This window comes from Streptomyces sp. NPDC046900 (genome assembly GCF_040644975.1).
In the GTDB taxonomy this organism is placed as follows: Bacteria; Actinomycetota; Actinomycetes; order Streptomycetales; family Streptomycetaceae; genus Streptomyces.
This window is the reverse complement of sequence record NZ_JBEYXD010000056.1, coordinates 7,174-23,124: the sequence shown is the minus strand read 5'-3', so window position 1 is coordinate 23,124 and position 15,951 is coordinate 7,174. Positions and strand designations below refer to the sequence as shown.

General features: G+C 70.6%; 16 protein-coding genes and 1 pseudogene. 12 read left to right on the top strand and 5 right to left on the bottom strand.

Annotation, left to right across the window (positions count from 1 at the left end):
• Nucleotides 1-178 precede the first annotated feature (178 nt).
• The 3 genes from gnd to ABZ904_RS35580 are packed head-to-tail and all read left to right on the top strand — an operon-like array spanning nt 179 to nt 2,203.
• Nucleotides 179-1,057, top strand: a complete 879-nt coding sequence (gnd, locus tag ABZ904_RS35590; protein WP_360999525.1) for a phosphogluconate dehydrogenase (NAD(+)-dependent, decarboxylating) — start codon at nt 179-181, stop codon at nt 1,055-1,057.
• A gap of 7 nt (nt 1,058-1,064) precedes the next feature.
• Nucleotides 1,065-1,691: a histidine phosphatase family protein gene (locus ABZ904_RS35585; protein ID WP_360999522.1), complete on the top strand. Its 627-nt coding sequence runs from the start codon at nt 1,065-1,067 to the stop codon at nt 1,689-1,691.
• Between the two features lie 56 nt (nt 1,692-1,747).
• Nucleotides 1,748-2,203, top strand: coding sequence for a TerB family tellurite resistance protein (locus ABZ904_RS35580; protein WP_360999519.1), 456 nt, complete (start codon nt 1,748-1,750; stop codon nt 2,201-2,203).
• Here ABZ904_RS35580 and ABZ904_RS35575 read toward each other — a convergent pair.
• The gene (locus ABZ904_RS35575; RefSeq protein ID WP_361828122.1) at nt 2,200-3,378 is read right to left on the bottom strand and encodes a zinc ribbon domain-containing protein; all 1,179 of its coding nucleotides are present in this window, start codon (nt 3,376-3,378) and stop codon (nt 2,200-2,202) included. The genes ABZ904_RS35580 and ABZ904_RS35575 overlap by 4 nt on opposite strands.
• A gap of 1,683 nt (nt 3,379-5,061) precedes the next feature.
• Here ABZ904_RS35575 and ABZ904_RS35570 point away from each other — a divergent pair.
• The 3 genes from ABZ904_RS35570 to ABZ904_RS35560 all read left to right on the top strand — a co-directional run bounded on the left by ABZ904_RS35570 (nt 5,062) and on the right by ABZ904_RS35560 (nt 8,851).
• Nucleotides 5,062-6,342: an MFS transporter gene (locus tag ABZ904_RS35570; RefSeq protein WP_361828120.1), complete on the top strand. Its 1,281-nt coding sequence runs from the start codon at nt 5,062-5,064 to the stop codon at nt 6,340-6,342.
• 204 nt (nt 6,343-6,546) lie between these two features.
• Entirely contained in the window at nt 6,547-7,212 is a 666-nt protein-coding gene (locus tag ABZ904_RS35565) for a TetR family transcriptional regulator (RefSeq protein ID WP_361828117.1), read from the top strand.
• Nucleotides 7,213-7,399: 187 nt separating this feature from the next.
• Nucleotides 7,400-8,851 (top strand): glycosyltransferase, encoded by a 1,452-nt coding sequence (locus ABZ904_RS35560; protein ID WP_361828114.1) that lies wholly within the window; start codon nt 7,400-7,402, stop codon nt 8,849-8,851.
• Nucleotides 8,852-8,902: 51 nt separating this feature from the next.
• Here the strand turns inward: ABZ904_RS35560 and ABZ904_RS35555 are convergent, their stop codons facing one another.
• Nucleotides 8,903-9,253 (bottom strand): VOC family protein, encoded by a 351-nt coding sequence (locus ABZ904_RS35555; protein WP_360999504.1) that lies wholly within the window; start codon nt 9,251-9,253, stop codon nt 8,903-8,905.
• A 310-nt stretch (nt 9,254-9,563) separates the two neighbouring features.
• A complete protein-coding gene (locus ABZ904_RS35550; protein ID WP_360999501.1) occupies nt 9,564-10,154 on the bottom strand; it encodes a TetR/AcrR family transcriptional regulator in 591 nt (196 codons plus the stop codon).
• A 132-nt stretch (nt 10,155-10,286) separates the two neighbouring features.
• Here ABZ904_RS35550 and ABZ904_RS35545 point away from each other — a divergent pair, with 132 nt between their 5' ends.
• A complete protein-coding gene (locus ABZ904_RS35545; RefSeq protein WP_360999498.1) occupies nt 10,287-11,171 on the top strand; it encodes an NAD(P)-dependent oxidoreductase in 885 nt (294 codons plus the stop codon).
• Here the strand turns inward: ABZ904_RS35545 and ABZ904_RS35540 are convergent.
• The gene (locus tag ABZ904_RS35540) at nt 11,168-11,617 is read right to left on the bottom strand and encodes a PPOX class F420-dependent oxidoreductase (RefSeq protein WP_360999495.1); all 450 of its coding nucleotides are present in this window, start codon (nt 11,615-11,617) and stop codon (nt 11,168-11,170) included. The two genes, ABZ904_RS35545 and ABZ904_RS35540, sit on opposite strands and share 4 nt — an antisense overlap.
• Nucleotides 11,618-11,692: 75 nt before the next feature.
• Here ABZ904_RS35540 and ABZ904_RS35535 point away from each other — a divergent pair, with 75 nt between their 5' ends.
• The 3 genes and pseudogenes from ABZ904_RS35535 (at nt 11,693) to ABZ904_RS35525 (ending at nt 13,846) form a co-directional block, all read left to right on the top strand.
• On the top strand, nt 11,693-12,271 hold the full coding sequence (locus ABZ904_RS35535; RefSeq protein ID WP_361828109.1) for a TetR/AcrR family transcriptional regulator: 579 nt from the start codon (nt 11,693-11,695) through the stop codon (nt 12,269-12,271).
• A pseudogene (locus ABZ904_RS35530) lies at nt 12,268-12,477 on the top strand (MFS transporter); the annotation flags it as partial. The gene ABZ904_RS35535 and the pseudogene ABZ904_RS35530, both read left to right, overlap by 4 nt.
• Before the next feature lie 142 nt (nt 12,478-12,619).
• Nucleotides 12,620-13,846 carry a serine hydrolase domain-containing protein gene (locus ABZ904_RS35525; protein ID WP_361828106.1) on the top strand — a complete coding sequence of 409 codons (1,227 nt, stop codon included), beginning with the start codon at nt 12,620-12,622 and terminating at the stop codon, nt 13,844-13,846.
• Between the two features lie 128 nt (nt 13,847-13,974).
• Here the strand turns inward: ABZ904_RS35525 and ribA are convergent, their stop codons facing one another.
• Nucleotides 13,975-14,664, bottom strand: coding sequence for a GTP cyclohydrolase II (gene ribA, locus ABZ904_RS35520; RefSeq protein ID WP_360999486.1), 690 nt, complete (start codon nt 14,662-14,664; stop codon nt 13,975-13,977).
• A gap of 120 nt (nt 14,665-14,784) precedes the next feature.
• Here ribA and ABZ904_RS35515 point away from each other — a divergent pair, with 120 nt between their 5' ends.
• Both ABZ904_RS35515 and ABZ904_RS35510 read left to right on the top strand, forming a co-directional pair.
• On the top strand, nt 14,785-15,579 hold the full coding sequence (locus tag ABZ904_RS35515; protein ID WP_360999483.1) for a creatininase family protein: 795 nt from the start codon (nt 14,785-14,787) through the stop codon (nt 15,577-15,579).
• 77 nt (nt 15,580-15,656) lie between these two features.
• Nucleotides 15,657-15,951 (top strand): hypothetical protein (locus ABZ904_RS35510; protein WP_361828102.1); only part of this gene is annotated, 295 nt, incomplete at its 3' end.

The window sequence follows — 15,951 nt, the reverse complement described above, 5'->3', positions numbered from 1 at the left end:
CCGGTGTTCCGTCCGGACCCGTGCGAGCTGCCGGCCCGCGCGGAGCCGAGCAGGGTCCTCGCCCGACGCGTCCAACCGCCGCCGACCGAGGGCGCCGGCGTCCTCGGTCCCGCCCACTCCACCGCCCACCGCCGCCCTCGCGGCCGCGTTCCGCACACTCAGGAAGAAGTGAACTGACATGCAGATCGGACTCATCGGTCTCGGCAAGATGGGCGGCAACATGCGCGAGCGGATCCGCCGCGCGGGCCACACCGTCGTCGGCTACGACCACAACCAGGACATCTCCGACGTCAAGAACCTGACCCAACTCGTCGAGCAGCTCGAGGCACCGCGCGTGGTCTGGGTGATGGTGCCGGCCGGCGGTCCCACGCAGTCCGTCATCGACGAGCTCAGGGACCTGCTGTCCCCGGGTGACACCGTGGTCGACGGCGGCAACTCCCGCTGGACCGACGACGAGAAGCACGCCGCCGAACTCGGCATCAAGGGCGTCGGCTTCGTCGACGCGGGTGTCTCCGGCGGTGTGTGGGGCCTGGAGAACGGCTATGCGCTGATGGTCGGCGGCGACAAGGAACACGTCGAACGCCTCCAGCCGATCTTCGACGCGCTCAAGCCCGAAGGCCCGTACGGATATGTCCACGCCGGCCGGGTCGGCGCCGGGCACTTCTCCAAGATGGTCCACAACGGCATCGAGTACGCGATGATGCAGGCCTACGCCGAGGGCTGGGAGCTGCTGGAGAAGGTCAAGTCGGTGGAGAACGTCCGCGAGGTGTTCCGCTCCTGGCAGGAGGGCACCGTCATCCGCTCCTGGCTGCTGGACCTCGCGGTCAACGCCCTGGACGAGGACGAACACCTCGACAAGCTCCGCGGTTACGCCGAGGACTCCGGCGAGGGCCGCTGGACCGTCCAGGCCGCCATCGACAACGGCGTACCGCTCCCGGCCATCACGGCGTCGCTGTTCGCCCGCTTCAGCTCGCGGCAGGACGACTCGCCGCAGATGAAGATGATCGCGGCCCTGCGCAACCAGTTCGGCGGTCACGCCGTCGAGTCCGCCAAGTAGGTCGGCCGTGGGCGACCTACTGCTGGTCCGCCACGGCGAAACCGAGTGGAGCGCATCGGGACAGCACACCAGCTGGACCGATCTCCCGCTCACCTCGCGGGGCGAGGAACAGGCCAAGTCCCTCGCCCCGCTGCTCGCCGGACGCACCTTCGCACTGACCCTCACCAGCCCGCTGAACCGGGCGATACGCACCGCGGTTCTCGCCGGCCTGTCGGCCCCGGAGGTCGAGCCCCGGCTGCACGAGTGGGACTACGGCGGCTACGAGGGCATCACGACCGCCGAGATCCAGCGCACCAGACCCGACTGGTGGCTGTGGACCGACGGGGTTCCCCCGGGCCCGCCCGGGCACCCCGGTGAGTCGCCCGGCGAGGTGGCGGCACGCGCCGACCAGGTGCTGACCCGGATCGCGCCCGCACTTGCGGAAGGCAATGTGCTGCTCGTGGCCCACAGCCACTTCCTGCGCGTCCTCACCGCTCGCCACCTCGGCCTCTCGGCCGCCGAGGGGCGGTTGTTCCAGCTCGGTACGGGGACGGTCAGCCGGCTCTCCACCGAACACGGCCGGCCGGTGATCGCGGAATGGAACGCCACCGGAACTTCCGTGACCCCCCACCAGTTTCCCTCTACGTCGCTGTAGAAAGCAGTGGGGCCCGCCGGTCCTCCGGACGGGCCCCGACAACGTTGGGAGTTCGCATGGCCCTGTGGGACCGCATCAAGGAATCCGCCTCGACGATGCAGACCCAGCTCGTGGCGAAGAAGAACGATCTCAAGAGTGGAGCGTTCCGCGACGCGAGCATGGCGATGTGTGCGCTCGTGGCCGCCGCGGACGGCACGGTGGACCCGTCGGAGCGCCAGCGTGTGGCCCAGCTCATCGCCACCAACGAGGTGTTGCAGAACTTCCCGGCCGACGACCTGCGCCGCCGCTTCGAGGACAACCTGAACAAGCTCACCACCGACTTCGCCTTCGGCAAGGTCAGCGTCCTGCAGGAAATCGGCAAGGCGAAGAAGAAGCCCGCCGAGGCGCGTGCGGTGATCCAGATCGGCATCGTCATCGGCGGCGCCGACGGCAACTTCGACAAGGACGAGCAGGCGATCGTCCGGGAGGCGTGCTACGCGCTCGACCTGCCGCCGCACGAGTTCGACCTCTAAGAGTCATCCCGTGTTGGGATGGCCCCGGTCGGTCCCCGCGTAGGGATACCGCCGCTGGTTGCGGCGTTTCCTGCGCGGGCGGCTGCTCCGACGTGGTCCTTGTGCCGCTGATGGGCGGGTCGGGTCTCATTCGGGGTAGGCCGGAACCGGTCGGGGGCGCTTCGTCGAGCAGAGGCCCGCTGGCCGGGGATTCCCGGATCGTGGGCTGCCGCGTGGGTGCGGTCCCTGCTGGGGCGGGCACCTCGCTGCGGTTGACTCGACAGGGCTTCTTGCAGCCCTGATGAGAACAAGATCTGTGTGGTGCGGGCCTGGACGGTGTCCAGGCCCGCCGTGCTGGGATCGTCCGGATCTTGAATCCGCACGTGCGCGCCGAGTGCGGCGGAGACCATGTCGCGATCGGCGATCAGGCCGCAGGCGGTGCAGGTGTGTACTCGGTCGGAGAGGGTTTTCCGGACCTGTGCACCGCACAGACAGGTCTGCGACAGCTTCGTATGGAAGGTCGAGGCCCGTTGTAGGCGGGCGCCGGTCTTCTCGCACTCCTTGCCGATGGCGGCGATGAGCCGGCCAGGGGTGGTGGCTTGCAGGGCGCGGCCCCACAGCCGGAACCAGGTGCGGATGTCGCAGTCCTCGACGACCAGGTTGGCGCCGTGTTCGGCGACGATCCGTTCGGCTATGCGCCGTGCGCGGTGATCTTTCGCCGCGGCGGCGGTGGCCGCAGCCTCGGCGAGCTTCGCCCGATTGAGGCGGTAGCCAGCCGAGAGGGTGTCGTGGCGGTATGCCTGTTTGGGTACTCCGTTCTTGTTCGCCGCCCGCGCGCCGGCTGGTAAGTGGACTTGCTTGTCTCGGAGTCCGCCACCTTTGCGTCGTTCGGCACGGACCTGCTGGCGCCTCGAGGGCGCGTACTGGCCTGGGTTGGCGGCGCGGCGAGAGCGGTCGAGGGCACGTTTACGGCCGCGTTCCTTGCGGCGGGCCTTTTCCAGTGCGACCAGCTCGGGGTCGGTCAGCTCGATGCGGGTGGAGCTGACCTCTCCGTCGGCTGGGTCGAATGTGTCCGGGAAAGAGACGACGGACAAACTGGAGACATTTCCGTCGATCCCACCCACCCGGCACAGCTCGACTGCGGCAGCCCACCGGGCCCGGGTAGCCGGCGAGGCGTATCCCTCGGCGAGGACCATCAGGTGCGCCTCGTAGGCCCAACCGCCGAGAGCGCTCGCGTCCCGGCGGCGGACCAGGTCGATCTTGTGCCACGTCTGCGAATTGTTCAGGAAATGGACCAGTCATGGCCAGCGGCCAGCACCGGAGGGCAGCCGCACGGGCAGCAGGAGGTCGCCGCGTTGGGAGTCTGCGCCGCCGTTAAATACGACGATCAGGGGCCCGGTGTGATCCCACCAGGTCGCGGCCCGTGTCTTCGGCTTTCCCTTCGCGGTAACTTTCCCGGTTTCCACGCACCGAGGCCGCCCCGGCGCGGGCATGCGTCGCGGCTGGGCGAGAACACTCGTCTGCGGCGACAGACAGGCTGCCTGCTCCGGCGTGGTGATGGCCGGGGCGAGGTCCCAGTGCCGGTAGGCGGCCAGGTGCCCGGCAAGAGTGCCGTGCAGTCGGAAAGTTTCCCATTTCCTGGCCGTAGTGTGCGAGCGGGCACGGCCCGGGATGCGGGTGTAGTCCCACCAGGTACCGGTCTTCGGCCGTCCGAACCGACGCCCACACGCATCCGGAAACAGATGCCGACGGACGATTCCCACACCTCGTCTGCCTGATGCATCACAAGGGCTTTGGTGACGTGCTGGCCGAGGTGCCTCGAGCGTTCCATGTGCCGGTACCCGCGGCGTTCCATGCCCTCGCGGGACAAGCCCAGCTCGAGACGCCACGCTTTCGTGTCCATCTCCCGACGCATGTCGCCAGCCCAGTAGGCATCGACCGCAGCCCGAGCATCGCGCCGAAGCGCACGCTTCACCGACCACATCGCCGAATACAACTGCTCCACCCGACGCCGGCTGTCGAGCCGGCTCACATCGAGCGGCAGCCGGATCACCGCGAGTTCGGTGTCGTCGCCGCGCGTCCGCCGCTTACCCTTGTTCTTCCCGCCGAACCTGCGAGCTGACGCGTCAGAGGCAGGTGCAGCGTTGAGCAGCGAAGTACTCACGGCAGTCCACCTCCTTGGTCTACGGCAACGACGACAAGCTGTCTGGAACTTGGAAGCTTCGTCAAGCAAGGCCAAAGCTACAGACGCCCACTGACAACGACCGCCCAGGTCACCTGTGCTCGGCCTTTACTCTCCCTCCCCTGTGTTCTTCGTCTGGCCCATTGCACGAGTGTTGAACTCCCGCCTGGACCGAGCTCACCGGGCCGCAGGAGCGTCATCTCTTCGTCATCGTCCAGGTCGTCTGCCGGGCGCGAGACGAGACAGGCGCGTCGGCGCCGGTGACACATGGCCAGGGAACCGCACGACATCACCGTCTTCAGGGCAACTCTGGGCCGGACCCTTCCAGTTCATCGACGACTCTCTGGCCACCGCGGCTGCGTCTGCGGCCAGATCAGAACGCCGCGCCGCGGACCAGACGGCCGCACATCAGGTCGTCGGCTGCGCCCGGGACATCTGCGAGTACATCGTCTCGACACACCGCCCGCTTCCCGGCGCACACGGACGCGATCCACGCACCGGGCATCTGGCAGCAGGCGCACCACGGGGAGGCCGACTACCACGACCGGTTCTTCCTGCCCGGTCTGACCGAGGCGCACCGGCGGTACGCGGAGCTGTGAACGGCGCCGGGACCGGCTGACGCGCCCCGTACGTCACTTCGACCCCATCGTGGTCTAGACCTTGCCACGGACCGGCCCTGCCGCCACCATGGCCGATCATGGACACGTCCGTCGCCGCGCCCTCCCGGCTGTGGAGCCGCAACTTCGCGCTGTACTTCACCGCCCGCATCGTGTCGATGCTCGGCGACGCGATGATCCCGGTCGCGACGGCCGTCGCCATGCTCTCGCTCGGATACGGAGTGAGCGGAGTCGGATTCACGCTCGCGGCCTGGATGGGGGCGTTCGCCCTCTTCGTCGTCTTCGGCGGAGTGTTCGCGGACCGCTTCCACCCGAGGCCGCTGATGATCGGCGCCGATGTGGTGCGCTGCCTGGTCCAGGGGTCACTCGCGGTCGGCCTCGGGCTCGGACACCCCCCGCTGTGGTTCATCCTCGCCGGGTCGCTGCTCGGCGGAACGGCGACCGCGATGTTCCAGCCGGGCCTCACCATCCTGGTGCCGCAGGTGGCGGCCGATCCACGCGAGGCCAACGGTGTTCTGAGGGTGAGCCAGGGAATCGCCACGATGGCCGGGCCCGCGCTCGCCGGACTGCTTGTCGCCACCACCTCGCCGTCCTCGGTGTTCGCTCTCGACGCGGCCACCTTCGCGGTCAGCGCGATCTGTCTGGTGGCACTGCGCCTGCCGCCGTTCACGGTGGACCGCGGGGCCTCCACACTGGAGAACCTGCGCGCCGGCTGGGTCGAGTTCCGCTCCCGGTCCTGGCTGTGGGGGGTCATCCTCATCTGGTGGGTGCTCGGCGTGCTGGTCTGGGGCCCGCTCACCCCGCTCGGCGCGGCATCCGTCATCGCCGCGCACGGCAAGGCGGCGTTCGGCTACGCCGAGGGCGCGTTCGGGACCGGCTGCGTCCTCGGCGGCCTGGTCGCCCTCCGGATCCGGCCCTCCCGCCCCTTGTTCGGCGGTGGGCTCGCGATGTTCCTGTTCCCGCTGATGCCGCTGGCGGCGGCCCTGGTCCCCGCTCTGCCGCTGCTCATGCTCGGCTACGGGGTGAGCGGGATCGGCTGGGCCTTCTGGGGCGTCCAGTGGGCCACCGCCGTGCAGACCCAGATCCCGCAGGACCGGCTGGGCCGGGTGGCCGCCTACGAGGTCGCCGGCTCGATCCTCGCCGTCCCTCTCGGACAGACCATCGCGGGTCCCGCGGGCGCGGTCGTCGGCGTGCACCAGATGCTGCTGGCCGGCGCGGTCACCGCCGTCGGCTGCGCCGCCGCCCTCATCGCCGTACCCCCGATCCGCCGCCTCCGCCTCTCCCCCGGCACGGCCGTGACCGCACGGTCGCAGGCACGGCCGGTCCACGAGAGCGCCGTGGACACCGAGGACCGCTCCTGAGCGTCGCCGGCACGGCACGCCGCCCCGGGCGGGACACCGGGCAACCGGCCGGCCGCAGGCCGGGCCGCGGTGCCGAGCTGCCCTCCGCACCGGGGGCAGCGGCTCGGTGGGACGAGGAAGGGAACCTCTCCGGGGACGCGACGCGAGCGGGCTTCTAAAATCGCCGCCACGCTCAGTGGAACGCCCCATCTCCGAAGGAATCCGATGACCAGCGTGGACGAACCGGCACGACCAGGCGGCCGCAACCGCGACGCAGCCCGCACGAAGGCCGAGATCCTCGACGTCGCCACGCAGGAGTTCGCACGCGCCGGATTCGACGGGGCCCGGGTCAACGAGATCGCCGCCCGCACCAGCACCACGAAGCGGATGATCTACTACTACTTCGGCGGCAAGGAGCACCTGTTCACGGCCGTCCTGGAGCGGGCGTACGGGGCGATCCGCCAGGCCGTGCAGGAACTGGACGTCGAGGAACTGGACCCGGTGGCGGCGGTCCGCCGGCTCGCGGAGGCCCTCTTCGACCACCACGAGGCGCACCCCGACTTCATCCGGCTGCTCAACATCGAGAACCTGCACGGCGCCGAGCACATCGCCGCCTCGGAGCACCTGGACGCCATCGGGTCGCCCATGGTGGCGGTGACCGGCCGCGTCCTCGCGGCGGGCCGGACGTCGGGGCTGTTCACGGCCGACGTCGACGCGGTCGACCTGCACGCGCTGATCAACTCGTTCTGCTACTTCCGGGTCGCCAACCGCCACACGTTCGGCGCCGTCTTCGGCCGCGACCTGGCCGCAGCCGGCCGGCGCGAGCACTACCGCAGGATGCTCGGCGACATGGTCATCGCCTATCTGACGGCTGACCGTACCCGGGCCTGAGCGGCTCCCAGCGCGAGCGATCCGGGCGCACCCGCACGGCGCACCCCGTCCGCCCCCGCGAGCCCGGCGCGGGCATCACGCGCCCGTCGCTCGCTCCGCCCGCGACCTACGACGTGCGCCCCACCGTCCGGGTGGGCGCGGGGACGGTCGTCGCCTGATCGTCATGTGCGGAACCTAACCTGACGTCATGTCACCTCGCCCTTTGCGCGCCCTCACCCTGGCGCTGTCGGTGGCTTGCGCTGAGCTGCGGTACGACCCGCTGCGCGCGGCCCTCATCGCCGTACGTCTGCTGCCGGCCCGGGTCCGGCGCTCACTGCGTCCGCTGGAGCGCGTACTCGCCGTCCGGGCCCACCCGACGGGGCCGTCGGCCGAGCCGTCTCCCGCTCGCGTACCGGCCCCGCGCGGGCGCCGGATCCTGCCCGTGCCCGGACGTGTGCTGCACCTGGTGACCGACGGGCTGCCCTACCGGCGGGCGAGCCACACCCTGCGCACCCAGGCGCTCGCCCAGGCCCAGTCGGCGGCGGGGCTCGATCCGCATGTGGTGACGCGGATCGGATTCCCGGTCACCCAAGGGGTGTTCGACGCCCGCCCACTGCATCTGCTGGACGGGGTGCCCCAGCACCGGCTCCTGCCGCGCCGGCTGCCGTACGGCTCCGGGCCGCTGCTCGCACGCAACGCGGAACTGGCCGGGCGGCTCGTCGAACGGCTTCGCCCCTCGGTGCTGCACGCGTCAGGCGACCACGGCAACGGCCGGGTGGCACTGGCCCTGCGGGCGACGTACGGAGTTCCCGTCGTCTACGAGGTGCACGGGTTCCCGGAGGAGAGCTGGCTGGCCCAGGCGCCCGGACGCACCGGGAGCGACGAAGGCTACGCCGCCCGGCTGGAGTTGGAGAGCTACTGCATGCGCGAGGCCGACGCGGTGCTCACGCTCGGCGAGGCGATGAAGGCGGAGATCGTGGCGCGCGGGGTACCGGAGGAGAAGGTGCGCATCGTGCCCGTGGCCGTCGACCCGGTACTCCTCGAGCCGCGCCCCGAGAGCAGCGCCCTGCGCACCCGTCTCGGCATCGGCCCCGAGGAGTACGTCGTCGGCACGGTCAGCGACCTCACCCGCAGCGAGGGCCTCGGCACCCTGCTGGAGGCCGGCGTCGAACTGCGCCGACGGGGAGTGCCCCTGCGGCTCCTGCTGGGGGGTGACGGGCCCGAACTCCGGCCGCTTCAGGCCCTGGCCGGACGACTGGGGCTGACCGACGGGACGGCCCTGTTCACCGGCCGGGTGCCGCACGAGGAAGTGCGGGCCTACCACACCGCTCTGGACGTGTTCGCGCTACCGCGCACCGACGAGCGCCTCTGCCGGCTCGTGCCCTCTCACGAGCTGGTGGAGGCGATGGCGAACGGTCTGCCCGTGGCAGTGAGCGATCTGAGTGCCATGAGAGAACTGGTCGAATCGGGAGTGAACGGCCGGCTGATCCCGCCGGGTTCGTCTCCGGCCTGGGCGGACGCCCTGGAAATGCTGTTCCACAGCCCCGAGCGCCGGCTCGCGTGGGGATCCGCCGCGCGGGCGGGCGTCGCCCGTGAGCGCACCTGGGCGCGGGTCGCCGCCACCACCCGGGGCACCTACCACGCCCTCGGATGTCTCTGAGCGGTCCCGCTCCCCGGCCCGTCGCGAGCCGGGTCGAAGGGCACCGCGGGGTCAAAGGCCGTGCGCCACCGGGTGACGCGGCTCGTACAGGCCGATGTCGCCGCCACCGGGGAGCCGGAAGCCGGCGATCCGGCCCCAGCGTGCCTCGGTGACCGGGCGGGTGAACTCGACTCCCTTCGCCACGAGTTCGGCCGTCGTGGCTTCGAGGTCGTCGCACATCAGCATCAGTTCGTGCGAGGGCTCGCCCTCGGCCGGGTGGAAGGCGACCTCCGCCGGCGGCGACTTGAAGATGAGCCATCCGTGTCCCGCGTCGACGTGCGGCCAGCCGAGGACGTCGCGGAAGAAGAGCCGGTCCGTCTCGGCGTCGCTGGAGTAGATCACGACATGCGCCCCATTGATCACGGACGGAGGGTAGCGGCAGGCGGCCGGAACGCCTCGCACGACGCGCCGGGCCGTGCGTTCGTCTGGCCGCGTCGGCGCGACACCTACAGGCAGCGGTCGGGGCGCTCGTGACATTTCGGCGCTCCCGGGCTGTCTTCACGGAGGGAGCGGATCGCTCCCAGGTGCCCTCATGCACGGAACGGATCTTCACGGGCCAACCTCACGGAAGCGGCGGACGAGACCGGCCGACCACCCAGCGACCCGGTGATCGCCGGGCCCTCGGCCGTCCGCACCGGACCGTGCGGCCAGGACCTCAACTGCCGCCCGGCGCCTACCGTTCCACGCTCGCGTCGAGCAGTGGCCCGAGTTCCCGCGCCACGGTCGTCAGGGCACGTACGTCCCGTTCGGCGCGGGCCATCAGCAGAGCCCCCTCCAGCGCGCTGATCATCAGTGTGGCGAGCGCCTCCGCACGCTCCTCGGGGACCCCCATGCCCGTCAGCGCCTCGGCCACGGGCCGCGTCCAGCGCGCGAAGGCCGCCGCGGCGGCCGTGCGTGTGGAGTCGGTGGACTGAGCGCAGTCCACGGTCGCCGCCGCGACCGGGCAGCCGCCGACGAAACCAGTGGCCTCGTACTCGTCCGTCCACTGCCGCACCATCGCGGCGAACAGCCCGCTCGGCGTCGGCTCGGCCAGGCTCGCGAGGAACCGGTCGATCCGCCGGGCCGCATACCGGCCGGCCCAGTCCACCGCCTCGTTGACGAGCTGCTCCTTGCCGCCGGGAAAGTAGTGCTGCAGCGAGCCGCGCGGCGCCTGCGCGTGCGCGGCGACCTCCCGCATACCGGTCGCGCTCACCCCGTCGCGCCGGATCAGCTGGGCCGCGCTGAAGACCATCCGTTCGCGCGGCCCCCGCTCGGACACCGCCATCCCAGACCTCCGACTCGCCGAACCGCCACGCGCCCCACCCTATGACCGACGTCATAACCGCCGCTACTATGACCGCTGTCATAGAGGGCCCTCCAGGCACGGAGGGCCGCCTCCAAGCGAAGGCGGTGCATCGTGGACGTCGGCTTCATCGGTCTGGGGGTGATGGGGCAGCCGATGGCACTCCGGCTGGCCCGGTCCGGCATGCCGCTGGTCGTCTGGAACCGCACCTCGGCCCGCACCGCGCCGCTGCGTGCCGCCGGCGCCGAGGTGGCGGCCGATCCGGGCGAGGTGTTCGCACGGACGGACGTGGTGATCCTCATGCTGGCGGACGACCTCGCGATCGACTCCACGCTGGGCCGCGGCACCCCGGACTTCGCCCGCCGGGTCGCCGGACGCGTCGTCGTCCACATGGGCACGACCTCTCCGGGCTATTCACGTGATCTCGAGGCCGATGTCCGGGCGGCGGGCGGCAGCTATGTCGAGGCTCCCGTCTCCGGCTCCCGGGTGCCTGCCGAGAACGGGCAACTGGTCGCGATGCTCGCCGGCCAGGAGGCGGCGGTGGACCTCGTACGCCCGCTGCTCGCCCCCATGTGCCACGAGACGTTCCTGTGCGGCCCCGCGCCGAACGCCCTGCTGATGAAGCTCTCGGTCAATCTGTTCCTGATCACACTGGTCACGGGGCTCTCGGAGGCGTACCACTTCGCCGATCGGCACGGCCTCGACCGGCGTCTGTTCCTCGACGTCCTGGACGCGGGCCCCATGGCGAGCGGCGTGTCCCGCATGAAGGCACCCAAACTGCGGGAGCGCGACTTCGCGGTGCAGGCGGCGGCCCAGGACGTCCTGAAGAACAACCGGCTGATCGCCGAGGCCGCCCGCAAGACGGGCGTGGCCTCGCCGCTCCTCGACGTCTGCCACGCCCTCTTCGAAGAGACCGTGTCGCTGGGGTACGGCGACGAGGACATGGTGGCCGTTCTGCGGGCGCTCGAGGCCCGTACCGCCGACGGCCTCTCCGGCTAGCCGTTGATGGCGCCCTTGGGAATGCCGTAGGCCCGCTCCACCCGCAGCCGGAGCACCAGGCGACGGTCGCGGACCATGGCGGCGCGGTAGTCGTCCCAGTCGGGGTGCTCGCCCTGGACGTCGCGGTAGAGCCGGACGAGTTCCTCGACGGTCTCGTCGTACGGGTCCTGCGCGACGGGCGAGAGGTCGGCGGTTCCCTCGGCGACGGCGTACGCCCACCGGTCGCCGCTGGTCACGTGGTACGAGGCCCGCGGATCCCGGCGCAGGTTGCGCGTCTTGGCGCGGTCGTCCGTGAGCGACACACGGATGACGCGGCCTTCCGGGTCGTAGGCGTGGTTGACGTTCGACAGCTGGGGCCGGCCGTCCCGTTTGAGGGTGACAAGCACCCCGCCGTTGCTCTCGGAGAGCAGCGCGAGCAGTGCGTTCTGGGTGGCGTCCTGAGTCATACCTGGCTCAACCCGCCCAGCCGGGCCCGGCATTCCCGGGTAGACACTGTCTACGGCGGCTGGTAGACAGCGTCTATGACCGATGAAGAGATGGGACTGCGGACCCGGCTGGTCGACGTCGGTGTCGACCTCGTGGCCACCGAGGGCGTGCAGGCGCTGACGCTGCGGGAGATCGCCCGCCGGGCGGGGGTCTCCCACGGCGCCCCGCGCCGCTACTTCCCCACCCATCTGGAGCTGCTGTCGGCCATCGCGCGGCGTGGCTTCACCGACCTCGCGACGCGGGCGGCCGAGGCGGTCGGCGACGGCACGGCAAGCCCACGGCAGCAACTCACCGCCCTGGGCCGCGCGTATCTGGACTTCGCGCTCACCCATCGCGGCATGCACGAGCTGATGTTCCGTCACGATCTGCTGGAGAGCGGCCACCTGGGCCTGCGCGAGACGAGCCTTCCGCTGTTCTCCCTGCTGGTGGACCTGGTCGGCGGCACCAGGCCGGACGCCGACGCCCCGCTCGTCGCGGGCTCCCTGCTGGCGAGTCTGCACGGTATCGCCCAGCTGTGGAGCTGGGGCAGCCTGCAACTCGCCACTGGGATCGATGACTTCGAGCCTCTCCTCAGGACCGCCCTGGACACGCACCTCGGCCCGGAGAGCCGGTGAGCCGGCATCGCGGACCGGCACTCGCGTGCAGTGAGGTGGGAGCGGTGATCGTCGCCCTGGACGGCACCGTGCTCACCGTCGCGCAACCCACCCTGCAACGGGATCTGCACGCATCCCTGACCCAGGTGCAGTGGACGAGCACCGGCTGTCTCGTCGCGGTGGCGAGCCTGCTGGTCTTCGCCGGCCGACTCGGCGACCGGTACGGCCGGCTCGGGATCCGGGCCGCCGGCCCATCGGATGTCCACGCAGTCAGGTCGTCACGGAAGGATCGGCGCCGGTTCCGAACGGGAACATGAAATGTTGGAAGCGGAAACCCCGGAAGGCACCGGGAAAGACCGGAGGAGAACGATGGGACACCTGCGGCAAGAGGTGGAACCGGACGAGGTCGGCCTCGACCCGAAGGCGCTGGACCGCCTGGACCAGCACTTTGCCCATGAGGTCGACGACGGCCGGCTGCCCGGCTTTCTGGTGGCCGTCTCCCGGCACGGCCGCACGGCCCACCTCACCACGTATGGACACCGTGACGTCCGGGAAGGACTGCCGGTCGAGACCGACACGATGTGGCGGATGTACTCCATGACCAAGCCGGTCACGTCGGTCGCAGCGCTGATCCTCCTGGAGGAGGGCCACTTCGGGCTGGACACGCCCATCGCCGACTTCCTTCCGGCATTCGCCGAACCGCGGGTGTACGTGGACGGATCGGGCCCCACCGTGCGCACTCGGCCCGCCGAGCGGCCGATCCTGGTCCGCCATCTGCTCACGCACACGGCGGGACTGACGTTCGGCTTCTACCACTCGCACCCCGTGGACGCCCTGTACCGGGAGGCGGGCATCGAGTCGTCGGTGGTTCCCGGCACGAACCTGGCGCAGACGTGCGAGGCGTACGCACGGCTGCCGCTGCAGTTCGAACCGGGCGCGCAGTGGAACTACTCGGTGGCGACCAACGTGCTGGGCCGCCTCGTGGAGATGGTGTCGGGCCAGGACCTGGACGCCTTCCTCGCCGAGCGGATCTTCACCCCCCTCGGGATGGAGGACGCGGGGCTGTGCGTCACCGAGGCGCAGGCTCCCCGGCTCGCGGAGCTGTACGGCGACACCGAGGACGGCGGTATCACCCCGATCCCCGGACTGCCCCTGCACGGCCGGCCCCGTTTCCTCTCGGGCAGCGGAGGCATGGTGGCGACAGCGCACGACTACCACCGCTTCATGGAGTTGCTCCGCCGCGGCGGCGAACTCGACGGCACCCGGCTGCTGAACACCGACACGGTCGCCTCGATGACCTCGAACCATCTGCCGGGCGACGCCGACATGTGCTCCTACGGCAGCCGGGTCCACCGTGACAGCGGCAAGGCGGGCCTCGGCTTCGGCCTCGGCGTCTCCGTCGTCACCGACCCCGAACTCACCCGGTCGCCCGCGGTGCTCGGCGCGTTCGGCTGGAGCGGAGTGGCCACCACGACGTTCTGGGTGGACCCGCACCACGATCTGACGGTCCAGTTCCTGACCCAGCTGCGTCCCACGGGCTCGCACTCCGTCTATCCGGAGCTGAAGCGCCTCATTCACGAGGCCGTGACCGGCTGACCGGCCAGCGGTGACGTTCCCCGGGGTGCCGCGGGCGCGGCGGCCGGCGTCGGGCCGACGCCGTCTCGGCCGCCGCGCACCCGCTCACGGACTGCGCCATCACGCGCAGGAACAGGGCGGCGCCACGATCACGAGGAGTGGACCACCGCGTCCAGGTGCGGCAGGTAGTGGTCGAGCCGTTCCCGCTTGGTGCGCAGATACGTGATGTTGTTCTCGCAGGGCGGTATCAGCAGTGACACCTGCTCGTCGACCTTGATGCCGTGCCGCAGCAGCGCCTCCCGCTTGCGCGGGTTGTTGGAGAGCAGGCGTACGGACCGTACGCCGAGGTCGTGCAGTATCTCCGCCGCGACCCGGTAGTCCCGCGCGTCCACCGGCAGGCCGAGGGCGAGGTTGGCCTCGACGGTGTCCAGACCCTCGGACTGGAGCTTCATCGCGCGCAGCTTGGCCAGCAGGCCGATGCCGCGTCCCTCGTGGCCGCGGAGGTAGACGAGTATGCCCCGGCCCTCGGCCACGATCTCCCGTAGCGCGGTGGAGAGTTGGGGCCCGCACTCGCAGTGCGTGGACCCGAAGGCGTCCCCGGTCAGGCACTCCGAGTGGAGCCGGGTGAGCATTCCCTCTTCCACGATGTCGCCGTAGACCAGCGCCACTTGCTCCTCACCACGGTCGTGGTCCAGGTAACCGTAGGCCTGGAAATCACCGTACTTGGTGGGCAGAGGCGAGTTCACGACTCGGGTGACCCCGGATGAGGGGGCATTCACGACTCGGGGGACTCCCGAGAGGTGGGCATTCCCGCCGAGCACGCCGTCAACGTCTGTCATGATCTGTTCCTATCTGGTAAGCGCAGGCGGTACGAGACGAAAGGCCGTGAAAAGATGAGCGGTTCGGGAACTGCGGATACTGCTGGGACGCCGCCGACAGGTGACGCGGTTGCCTCCGCGATGTCGTCCGCGCACACCTCGGGCGTGCTGCCGTCGGACACGTCCCAGGACGTACGGACCAGGGCGGCAGGTCCGTACCGTCAGGTCGCCGTTCTGCCGGTGGGGAGTTACGAGCAGCACGGCCCCTGCCTTCCGCTGGCGACCGACACACTGGTCGCCTGCGCGATCGCCCGCGAGATCGCCGCAGCGTATCCCGTTCACCTCCTTCCTCCGGTGACGATCTCCTGCTCGCACGAGCACGCGGCCTGGCCGGGATCAGTGAGCATCTCCTCCGTCACTCTCCATGCGGTGGTACGGGACATCGCGCAGTCGCTCCGCCGCTCGGGCGTCGAATCCCTGGTGGTGGTCAACGGTCACGGCGGGAATTACGTCCTCGGCAATGTCGTCCAGGAATCCGCGGACAGCGGCGTCCGTATGGCGCTTTTCCCGGCCCCGGAGGACTGGGAGGCGGCCCGGGAGCGGGCCGGTGTGCGCACCTCGCTGCTCAGCGACATGCATGCCGGGGAAATCGAGACCTCCATTCTGCTGCACTGCCATCCCGAATTGGTCAGGCCCGGTTACGAGTCCACGGATTTCATCGCCGACGACCGCAGACATCTCCTCACCCTCGGTATGTCGGCCTATACGGAGTCCGGTGTCATCGGGCGTCCTTCACTCGCTTCCGCGGAGAAGGGGAAGCAGTTGCTCGCGACGCTCGCCGACTCTTTCGAGACGTATTTCTCCCTGGTCGCCTCGGACGCATCCGCCGACGGCGCACCGAAGACGTCCGATCCCGGGGCTCCGCAAGGCTTGTGACGTGGCGTCAAGTCGGCAGGGCGCGCTGCGGGAGGTGAGCGGGGATAGAGGCAGTGCGGCGAGGCGGCGCGGAGCGCGTGGGGGGTGCGCTCCGGGCCGCCCGGTCCATGGGGCCGCCCCGGCTCCGCGGCGGTGACTTCGCCCGCGTTCGCCGGAGCCGATTCCGCCTCCCCCGGCGCCCTCTCCGCACCGGCGGTGCGGGCTTCGCCGCCGTCCTCAGGGGTTTCCGTGCCGGCGATCGCAGCGTCCTGCGCACTCCCGGCCGGCTCCGCGTCCGCGGTGCGGGCTTCGCCGCCGTCCTCAGGGGTTTCCGTGCCGGCGATCGCAGCGTCCTGCGCACTCCCGGCCGGCTCCGCGTCCGCGGTGCGGGCT

Coding starts and splice junctions, on each gene's coding strand:
- ABZ904_RS35525 (WP_361828106.1), top strand. CDS start 12,620: ATGGGACACCTGCGGCAAGAGGTGGAACCGGACGAGGTCGGCCTCGAC.
- ABZ904_RS35565 (WP_361828117.1), top strand. CDS start 6,547: ATGACCAGCGTGGACGAACCGGCACGACCAGGCGGCCGCAACCGCGAC.
- ABZ904_RS35550 (WP_360999501.1), bottom strand. CDS start 10,154: ATGGCGGTGTCCGAGCGGGGGCCGCGCGAACGGATGGTCTTCAGCGCG.
- ABZ904_RS35540 (WP_360999495.1), bottom strand. CDS start 11,617: ATGACTCAGGACGCCACCCAGAACGCACTGCTCGCGCTGCTCTCCGAG.
- ABZ904_RS35535 (WP_361828109.1), top strand. CDS start 11,693: ATGACCGATGAAGAGATGGGACTGCGGACCCGGCTGGTCGACGTCGGT.
- ABZ904_RS35575 (WP_361828122.1), bottom strand. CDS start 3,378: ATGGTCCTCGCCGAGGGATACGCCTCGCCGGCTACCCGGGCCCGGTGG.
- ribA (WP_360999486.1), bottom strand. CDS start 14,664: ATGACAGACGTTGACGGCGTGCTCGGCGGGAATGCCCACCTCTCGGGA.
- ABZ904_RS35580 (WP_360999519.1), top strand. CDS start 1,748: ATGGCCCTGTGGGACCGCATCAAGGAATCCGCCTCGACGATGCAGACC.
- ABZ904_RS35515 (WP_360999483.1), top strand. CDS start 14,785: ATGTCGTCCGCGCACACCTCGGGCGTGCTGCCGTCGGACACGTCCCAG.
- ABZ904_RS35560 (WP_361828114.1), top strand. CDS start 7,400: ATGTCACCTCGCCCTTTGCGCGCCCTCACCCTGGCGCTGTCGGTGGCT.
- ABZ904_RS35570 (WP_361828120.1), top strand. CDS start 5,062: ATGGACACGTCCGTCGCCGCGCCCTCCCGGCTGTGGAGCCGCAACTTC.
- gnd (WP_360999525.1), top strand. CDS start 179: ATGCAGATCGGACTCATCGGTCTCGGCAAGATGGGCGGCAACATGCGC.